The organism is Streptomyces sp. NPDC057638 (assembly GCF_042800315.1).
In the GTDB taxonomy this organism is placed as follows: domain Bacteria; phylum Actinomycetota; class Actinomycetes; order Streptomycetales; family Streptomycetaceae; genus Streptomyces.
This window is the reverse complement of sequence record NZ_JBHVHF010000024.1, coordinates 39,391-47,410: the sequence shown is the minus strand read 5'-3', so window position 1 is coordinate 47,410 and position 8,020 is coordinate 39,391. Positions and strand designations below refer to the sequence as shown.

Genomic DNA, 8,020 nt, shown 5'->3' with positions numbered 1-8,020 from the left:
GCCCTCGGGCCGTTCCCGAAAGGGCTTTGCCGCCCGGCCCACGGCCGTGTCCCGGTGACCGCCCACACCACCCCCGTCGGTCTGGGCGATCCCCGGTTCCCGGCCCGTTCCTCCGCCGTGTCCCGGCCGTGTTCTACTGCGGTGGGGGCGCCCGCGTATCACCGCGCCCCGCCCGGCCCACGGCAGAGAAGTGACCCATCCGCAGTGCGACTCAACGATCTCGACGAACGCATCGTCCACGCCCTCGCCGAGGACGCCCGCCGCTCCTACGCCGACATCGGCTCGGCGGTGGGGCTCTCCGCGCCCGCGGTGAAGCGGCGCGTGGACCGGCTGCGCTCCACCGGGGCCATCACCGGCTTCACCGTGCGGGTCGACCCCGGCGCGCTCGGCTGGGAGACCGAGGGGTTCATCGAGCTGTACTGCCGCAGCAACACCTCCCCCGAGGCCATCGAGCGCGGTCTTGAGCGCTACCCGGAGATCGTGTCGGCCTCCACCGTGACCGGTGAGGCCGACGCCATCATCCAGGTCTTCGCCGCCGACATGCGCCACTTCGAGCGGGTCCTGGAGCGCATCGCGGGTGAGCCCTTCGTGGAGCGCACCAAGTCGGTGCTGGTGCTCTCCCCGCTGCTGCGCCGCTTCTCCTCGGGTCCGCCCGCCTGATCCGTACGACGGTCCGCCTGATCCGTACGACGGTCCGCCGGGCGCGCGGGCTCAGAGCGCGGGCCGCCACGGTACGACCGTGAAGTCGCCCGTGCCCTCCTTCACCTTCTCGTACGGCGCCGACGAGACACACGGCGGCACATCCATGGACGAGATCGAGCCGGCGGCCCAGCTGTAGCCGAGGCGGTCCGTACCACCCGTGTCGTGGACGGTCACACCGACCCGCTTTCCCCGGCCCCCCGGGAGGTCCGACTCGGTGATGATCCCGGTGACCACGGCGACCTTGCCGCCGGTCACCAGACAGTCGACCCGGGCCGTCGCCTTGGCCCCCCGGCCGTCGCGGTAGTGGCTGAACGAGAAGGTACCGGTCGCCTTCCGCGGGTTCTTGGTGTCCTTCGCCGCCAGCCGCGCGTCGAAGGTGAAGGTGATGTCGTCGCCGAGCGACCGGAAGAGCTTGGCCTCGCCGGTGAGCGCGGCGGCGAGGCGGGGCCGCTCGGCGGGCGCCTCCCCGTCGGGGGCGGCGATGGCCGTCCCGGCCGCGCCCGCGCCGATCAGCAGGGCGGAGGCGAAGGCGATGACCTTCGTACGGGTCTGGACGGTGTGCTTCACGACGGGTCCTCTCGATCGTGTCCCGTGGCCGGGCGCCGCGGGTGTTCCGGAGCGGTCCGGCGGGCTGACCGGACAGCCACCACTCTTCCGCCCGAGCCGCCGGGACACATCGCGCGCGGGTCGCCACCCGGCTTCCGCCGCGCGGCGGAACCCGGGTGCTACCCGGGGCGGACGCGGCGCCCGCCACCGCGTGCAACGAATCGCCACCGAGGGGCCCGATCACGCAATGGATCGTCCGCTGACGCGCAACGGTCGCGCCTTGTCCCGCCCTGGCGGCGGGCCGTACCGTTTTCCCAACCCCTCACGCCTGTGACCACGCCCTCGGCCGGTGCCGTTCGGCGGGTCCGTGCACCTCCGCGCCCTGTTCCCCTCCCGCTTTCCCGTCCCGTCCGAGGTCCGACATGCCCCCGCTGCGCACCGCCCTGCTCCAGAGTTCCGGCCGACCGGGTTCGGTCGCCGACAACCTGAGGGCCCTCGACGACGCCGCCGCCCGGGCCGCGGCGGCCGGGGCCGGGCTGCTCGTCTGCCCGGAGATGTGGCTGACGGGGTACGCGATCGGTGACCGGGTCCCCGAGCTCGCCGAGCCCGCCGACGGTCCGGGCGCCACCGCCGTCGCCGAGATCGCCGAACGCCACGGGCTCGCCGTCGGCTACGGATACCCGGAGCGCTCCGGTGCGCGGGTGTACAACGCGGCGCAGCTCATCGACGCGCGGGGCGAGCGCCTGGCGAACTACCGCAAGACCCATCTCTTCGGCGACTTCGAGCGGCGCTGGTTCACCCCGGGCGAGCGGCCCGTCGTCCAGGCCGAGCTCGACGGTCTCCGGATCGGCCTGCTGATCTGCTACGACGTGGAGTTCCCGGAGAACGTCCGGGCGCACGCGCTGGCCGGGACCGACCTCCTGCTGGTGCCCACCGCCCAGATGCACCCCTTCCAGTTCGTCGCCGAGTCACTCGTGCCCGTACGGGCCTTCGAGAGCCAGATGTACATCGCGTACGTCAACCGGACCGGGCACGAGGGCGCGTTCGAGTTCGTCGGGCTGAGCTGTCTGGCCGGTCCCGACGGCACGGTCCGCACCCGCGCCGGACGGGGCGGGGAACTGGTCGTCGGCGAGGTGGACCGGGGGTTCCTGGACAGCTCGCGCGCGGCCAACCCGTATCTGCGTGACCGCCGGCCCGAGCTGTATCCGACGCTCGGCTGAGCCCCCTCGTACCCCCCGGAACATCACCCTCCGCCCGCAAGGAGTCCGCACCATGACGTCCACGGTGCCCACCGCCGTCCAGCACACCGAGGCCCAGCCGCCGATCACCATGTTCGGCCCGGACTTCCCGTACGCCTACGACGACTTCCTCGCCCATCCGGCCGGGCTCGGCCAGATCCCCGCGACCGAGCACGGCACCGAGGTCGCCGTCATCGGCGGCGGGCTCTCCGGCCTGGTCGCCGCGTACGAGCTGATGAAGATGGGCGTCAAGCCCGTCGTCTACGAGGCGGACCAGATCGGCGGACGGCTGCGCACCGTCGGATTCGAGGGAAGCGACCCCGAGCTGACCGCCGAGATGGGGGCGATGCGCTTCCCGCCGTCCTCGACCGCGCTCCAGCACTACATCGACCTCGTCGGCCTGACCACCACGCCCTTCCCCAACCCGCTCGCCCCCGGTACCCCGTCGACCGTCGTCGACCTCAAGGGTGAGACGCACTACGCGGAGACCATCGACGACCTGCCGCAGGTCTACCGCGATGTGATGGACGCCTGGAACGCGTGCCTGGAGGAGGGCGCCGACTTCTCCGACATGAACCGCGCCATGCGCGAACGTGACGTGCCGCGCATCCGCGAGATCTGGGCGCGCCTGGTGGAGAAGCTCGACAACCAGACCTTCTACGGCTTCCTGTGCGACTCGGAGTCGTTCCGCTCCTTCCGGCACCGGGAGATCTTCGGGCAGGTCGGCTTCGGTACGGGAGGCTGGGACACCGACTTCCCCAACTCCATCCTGGAGATCCTGCGCGTCGTCTACTCCGAGGCCGACGACCACCACCAGGGCATCGTCGAGGGCAGCCAGCAGCTGCCGCTGCGCCTGTGGGAGCGCGCGCCCGAGAAGATCACCCACTGGGCGCAGGGGACCTCCCTCTCCTCGCTCCACGGCGGTGCGCCCAAGCCCGCCGTCACCCGGCTGCACCGCACGGCGGGCAACCGCATCACCGTCACGGACGCCACCGGGGATATCCGCACCTACCAGGCGGCGATCTTCACCGCGCAGTCCTGGATGCTGCTCTCCAAGATCGCCTGCGATGACGCGCTCTTCCCCATCGACCACTGGACGGCGATCGAGCGTACGCACTACATGGAGTCGTCCAAGCTGTTCGTCCCCGTCGACCGGCCGTTCTGGCTCGACAAGGACGAGGAGACCGGCCGCGACACCATGTCGATGACCCTGACCGACCGCATGACCAGGGGCACCTATCTGCTGGACAACGGGCCCGACAAGCCCGCCGTCATCTGTCTCTCCTACACCTGGTGCGACGACAGCCTGAAGTGGCTCCCGCTCTCGGCGAACGAGCGCATGGAGGTCATGCTGAACTCACTCGGCGAGATCTATCCGAAGGTCGACATCCGCCGTCACATCATCGGCAACCCGGTCACCGTCTCCTGGGAGAACGAGCCCTACTTCATGGGCGCGTTCAAGGCCAACCTCCCCGGCCACTACCGCTACCAGCGGCGCCTGTTCACCCACTTCATGCAGGACACACTCCCCGCGGACAAGCGCGGCATCTTCCTCGCGGGCGACGACATCTCCTGGACGGCGGGCTGGGCCGAGGGCGCCGTCCAGACCGCCCTCAACGCCGTCTGGGGCGTGATGCACCACCTGGGTGGCGCGACCGACGGGGGTAACCCGGGACCTGGAGACGTATACGAGGAGATCGCGCCGGTGGAGCTGCCGGAGGACTGAGGCGCGGACGTACACGGCTCCAGGGATGCTCGTACTCTCATCCGGGTCGCGCTGGGGTCGGGTGTACGGGCGCTTCCCCCTGGGCCCTGCGGCCCGGGAGGTGCCCCCACCCCTGGGCCCTGCGGCGACGGGACGTGTACGCGCGCAGGGCGGACCGGTGGGGTGACCCGCGCGCGAAGCTCCTGTCCGGGGACCGCTGGGAGTCCGCGCAGCCAACCGTGTTGACCGCGCTCGGGCTGGAGGCGGAGCCCGCCGCCCACCTTGCGGAACTCGCCGGAGCCTTGCACGGCGCTTACCACCAGGTCGTCGCCGGGCTCCCGGGCAACACCGCGGTGTCGGTGAAGGACGGCAAGCTGTCCCTGGACCGCCTCGGCCCGGCTACGGAGCCGAAGCTGATGCCTGCCTTCCGTCAGCTCGCCAACAACATGCTCCCCAACGTCGACTTCCCCGAGCTGCTCCTGGAGGTCGCCGACCTGACCGGCATGACCTCGGCGTTCACGCACATCTCCGGCGCCTACCCCTCGATGGAGGAGTTCGAGCTGAGCGTCTGCGCCCTGCTGCTCTCCGAGGCCTGCAACGTCGGCTTGACCCCGGTCGTGAAGCCGAACGTGCCCGCGCTGACCCGGGGCCGGTTGGTTCAGGTCGACCAGGGCTACCTGCGCGCCGAGACGAGCAGGCTCACGTCCCCTTGCCCGGCGGTTGACTTGGCGATCACCGCGACCGAAAGGGTGGAGGTCGATCCTTCATCCGGAACTGCCAGGTCAACGTTGGAGAACGTCAGTACGTTTGCTGCAGCGAGGGTGCGGCGGTGCCGTTGTCGCTGGACCGTGACGAGGCCATGGCGCGGCCGGGACGGGGAGTCGGCGGTCGGCGCGCGCACGGGCGGAGCGTCTGTGCGCGCATGCTCCGCCGACGCCACGGCCCTGCGCCCCACCGGCAGGAGCCCTCCCCCCACTCCCCTCCCCGCACGCGCCCCTCGGAAAAGTCCAGCAGCAGCCCGGAGGGGCGGGCGTCCAGCCGGTGCGTCGCGGTCGACGGACTGCCCGGCACCGGCCCCTGGGTCACTCGGCCGGTGCGCGGGCCGAAGGGCCCGGTCGCTCAGGTTCCGCCGGGTTTGCCCGTCGAGACCAGCAGGAGGACGGACGAGCCCGGTGCCACCGGTTCTGCGCCGCCCCGGGGCTGACTGCTGATCACCTGCCCGGCGGGAGCGTTCCAGTCCGTGTGCCGCATGATCGTGCAGCTCAGTCCGAGTCCGCGCAGCAGGCTTCCGGCCTGTTCGACCGGCATGCCGGCCAGGTCCGGTAGCGCGATGCCCGCTCCCGCGGTCTGCTCCTGCTCCTGTGTCGGAGTCGCATCGGCGCTTCCGCTCTTGGGGGTGCCGGTGGCGAGCGGGGTGCACGCCCCGTTCGCCGGTGGGGACAGGGACAGGGACGGGGAGGCGCCGGGCGCGGGCGGCACGGGCTTCAGCGCGAAGAACCCCACCGTGGCGCACGCCAGCACGCAGCACGCCGCAGCGGTGCCGAGGAGCGCCCGGCGGGTGCGGCTGCGGCTGACGGCTCGCTCGATCGCGGCCGCGTCGACGACCGGCGCCGTCGGCCCGTCGGCGAAGGAGGCCACCGCGGCACGCAGCTCGGCTTCGAGGCCCGGCTCGAACGGGGCCGGTCCGGACGACGTGTTCCTCACTTCGTACCTCCGAAAGCGGCCGACGGCGTGTGCGGCGCCTGGGCGGCCGATACGGAATCGCGCAGCTTGGCCAGGCCGCGGGCGAGCTGGGACCTCACCGCACTCGAAGAGATGTCCAGGACGTCGGCGACCTGCCGGGCGTCCAGATCGTGCAGGTAGTACAGGACCACCACGCTGCGCATGCCCATCGGCAGCCCGAGCAGTGCCTCGATCAGTTCCGCGCGCAGATCCACCTGCCCGAACCGGTCCCGGGGGTCGGCCGTCTCGGGCACCCCCGACAGCCCGGGGCGCTCGCCCCGGCGCGACAGCCGCCGCCAGCGGTCGTTGGCCAGGTTGACCAGCACTTTGCGCACGTACGCCTCCGGCGAGTCCGCCACCGCGACCTTCCGCCACTGTCGGCACGCCCGCTCCAGCGTCTCCTGCACCAGATCCTCGGCCACGTGCACGTCACCGGTCAGCGCATACGCGGTGCGGAACAACGCTCCCGACCGCTGTGCGACGAACTCCGTGAATCCGATGCCCGGACCGCTCCTGCGAAACCTCACCCGCCGACCTCCTCTCCTCGTCCCGTCCCGATCACTGCCCCCATGACGGCGGAACGGGGCCGGGTGCTGCACCGAGCCGCCGGCAGTGACGTGAATCACAGCCGGGACGGAAGGGTGTCCCAGGACCTCGCGCCGCTGCCGCCCGGGGTGCGGGCGGGGTCCGGCGAAGCGGAGGGCCGCCGGGCGGGCGGCCCGCAGTCGGCCGAGAAGAACGGGGGCGCCTCTTGCCAGATACTACGTTCGCCGACGTCGGCGACGGACAGGGCCAAGCCCTCGGTGGTAGGCCCGGAACGCGGGCTCACGCCTTCAAGATCGTCTCACTGCCCCTTCTGGGCCCACCTTGGCTGGACCCCAGGTAGCTCTCCGGCAGGCCGGGGCCAAACGCGGTGCGCAGTCAGGCAATCACAGAGCCTCACCCCTCCCCTCTCGCAAACGGTCCTTTCCCAGAGCAAGATCAACGGAAGGCCCGAGAAGCCGTCCCGGAGCCGGATCGGTTCTCACAACCCGTTCTCACTCAAGAGTGGGCGGCACCCCGTTCTGAGAACTGAGTTGTGAGAACATGCGGAGTCATGACGGACCCTCACGACCCCACTGCGGCCGACGCCGACGCCGACGCCGACGCCGACGACGTCGAGCGTCACCCCTGCCCGCGGTGCTCGGCCGCACCCGGATCGCCCTGCCGCTCCCGCGGCGGCGCGGTCGCCGGGACCTACCACACCGGCCGGTTCACCAAGGTGCCCCGCCTCGCCGAGCTCCTACGGGTCCAGACCCCCGCCGACCGCAGCCCTGGACAGCCCTGGCGGCCCGGCACCCCGCCGCCGGCCCCGGTCGACCCGAGCACCCCAGGCGCGGACATTCGGATCGGCTACGCCCGCTGCTCGACCCTCGGGCAGGAACTCGACTCCCAGGTCGACGCCCTCACCGCGCACGGCGTCCCGCGCGAGAAGGTGTTCAGCGAGAAGATCAGCACCCGCATCCGGGTCCGCCCCCAGTTCGAAGCAGCCCTCGCCGCCGCCCGCGACATCAAGGCCCACGCCCCGCACTGCCGTGTCATCCTCACCGTGTACGAGATGAAGCGGCTCGGGCGCGACGCCGCCGAGCTGACCGCGCTCGCCGACCACCTCACCGCCCACGGCCTGGTCCTGGAGATGCTCGCCGGACCGCTGCCCGGCATGTACGACCCCTGCGGGCCTGGCCGGCTGCTGTTCGCGTTCTTCGCCGCGATGGCGGAGACCGAACGGGAGAACATCCGCGAGTCCACCCTCGAAGGGCTCGACACCGCCGTCCGCAAGGGCAGGCACGGCGGCCGGCCCCCGGTCATCACCGACGACATGCTCCACACGGTCCTACGCCGCCGTGCAGCCGGGGAATCCGTCGAGCAGATCCAACCCGACCTAATCATCCCCACCGGCAAGCGCAAGGGACACAGCCCCTCCGTCGCAAGCATCTACCGGGCGCTGGCCGAGCACGAGAAGAGGGCGGTGTACCCCGAAGCCGTCGAGGCTGCACAGGCCGACTTCGCCGCGCTGCGCCAGCGGTCGACGGCTACTCCGACCAGCGCCTGACGGAGCCGCTACTCA

The 8,020-nt window shown here is 71.6% G+C and carries 8 protein-coding genes; 5 read left to right on the top strand and 3 right to left on the bottom strand.

The genetic code is table 11. The features are described from left to right. Positions 1–204 precede the first annotated feature (204 nt). Positions 205–660 (top strand): Lrp/AsnC family transcriptional regulator, encoded by a 456-nt coding sequence (locus ACFVIM_RS06095; protein WP_384299070.1) that lies wholly within the window; start codon positions 205–207, stop codon positions 658–660. Between the two features lie 51 nt (positions 661–711). On the opposite strand, the gene ACFVIM_RS06090 is transcribed toward ACFVIM_RS06095, so the two are convergent. After that, the gene (locus ACFVIM_RS06090; RefSeq protein WP_384299067.1) at positions 712–1,269 is read right to left on the bottom strand and encodes a Repetin; all 558 of its coding nucleotides are present in this window, start codon (positions 1,267–1,269) and stop codon (positions 712–714) included. Positions 1,270–1,670: 401 nt separating this feature from the next. On the opposite strand from ACFVIM_RS06090, the gene ACFVIM_RS06085 reads away from it, so the two are divergent. The 3 genes from ACFVIM_RS06085 (at position 1,671) to ACFVIM_RS06075 (ending at position 5,402) form a co-directional block, all read left to right on the top strand. Further along, positions 1,671–2,468 carry a carbon-nitrogen hydrolase family protein gene (locus tag ACFVIM_RS06085; protein WP_384299065.1) on the top strand — a complete coding sequence of 266 codons (798 nt, stop codon included), beginning with the start codon at positions 1,671–1,673 and terminating at the stop codon, positions 2,466–2,468. A 52-nt stretch (positions 2,469–2,520) separates the two neighbouring features. Next, positions 2,521–4,212, top strand: coding sequence for a flavin monoamine oxidase family protein (locus ACFVIM_RS06080; protein WP_384299063.1), 1,692 nt, complete (start codon positions 2,521–2,523; stop codon positions 4,210–4,212). A gap of 395 nt (positions 4,213–4,607) precedes the next feature. Continuing rightward, on the top strand, positions 4,608–5,402 hold the full coding sequence (locus ACFVIM_RS06075; RefSeq protein ID WP_384299074.1) for a Tn3 family transposase: 795 nt from the start codon (positions 4,608–4,610) through the stop codon (positions 5,400–5,402). Here ACFVIM_RS06075 and ACFVIM_RS06070 read toward each other — a convergent pair. Together ACFVIM_RS06070 and ACFVIM_RS06065 are read right to left on the bottom strand one after the other, a co-directional pair. Then, positions 5,311–5,895: a PASTA domain-containing protein gene (locus ACFVIM_RS06070; protein ID WP_384299060.1), complete on the bottom strand. Its 585-nt coding sequence runs from the start codon at positions 5,893–5,895 to the stop codon at positions 5,311–5,313. The two genes, ACFVIM_RS06075 and ACFVIM_RS06070, sit on opposite strands and share 92 nt — an antisense overlap. Next, positions 5,892–6,413: a SigE family RNA polymerase sigma factor gene (locus ACFVIM_RS06065; protein WP_384299072.1), complete on the bottom strand. Its 522-nt coding sequence runs from the start codon at positions 6,411–6,413 to the stop codon at positions 5,892–5,894. The genes ACFVIM_RS06070 and ACFVIM_RS06065 overlap by 4 nt, the downstream gene beginning before the upstream one ends. Before the next feature lie 596 nt (positions 6,414–7,009). Between ACFVIM_RS06065 and ACFVIM_RS06060 the strand changes: the two genes are divergently transcribed. Further along, positions 7,010–8,005 (top strand): recombinase family protein, encoded by a 996-nt coding sequence (locus ACFVIM_RS06060; RefSeq protein ID WP_384299058.1) that lies wholly within the window; start codon positions 7,010–7,012, stop codon positions 8,003–8,005. Positions 8,006–8,020 lie beyond the last annotated feature (15 nt).

What these genes read in the sequence shown, in the direction of transcription:
- ACFVIM_RS06080 (WP_384299063.1), top strand. Translation starts at nt 2,521, where the DNA reads ATGACGTCCACGGTGCCCACCGCCGTCCAGCACACCGAGGCCCAGCCG.
- ACFVIM_RS06060 (WP_384299058.1), top strand. Translation starts at nt 7,010, where the DNA reads ATGACGGACCCTCACGACCCCACTGCGGCCGACGCCGACGCCGACGCC.
- ACFVIM_RS06075 (WP_384299074.1), top strand. Translation starts at nt 4,608, where the DNA reads ATGCCTGCCTTCCGTCAGCTCGCCAACAACATGCTCCCCAACGTCGAC.
- ACFVIM_RS06085 (WP_384299065.1), top strand. Translation starts at nt 1,671, where the DNA reads ATGCCCCCGCTGCGCACCGCCCTGCTCCAGAGTTCCGGCCGACCGGGT.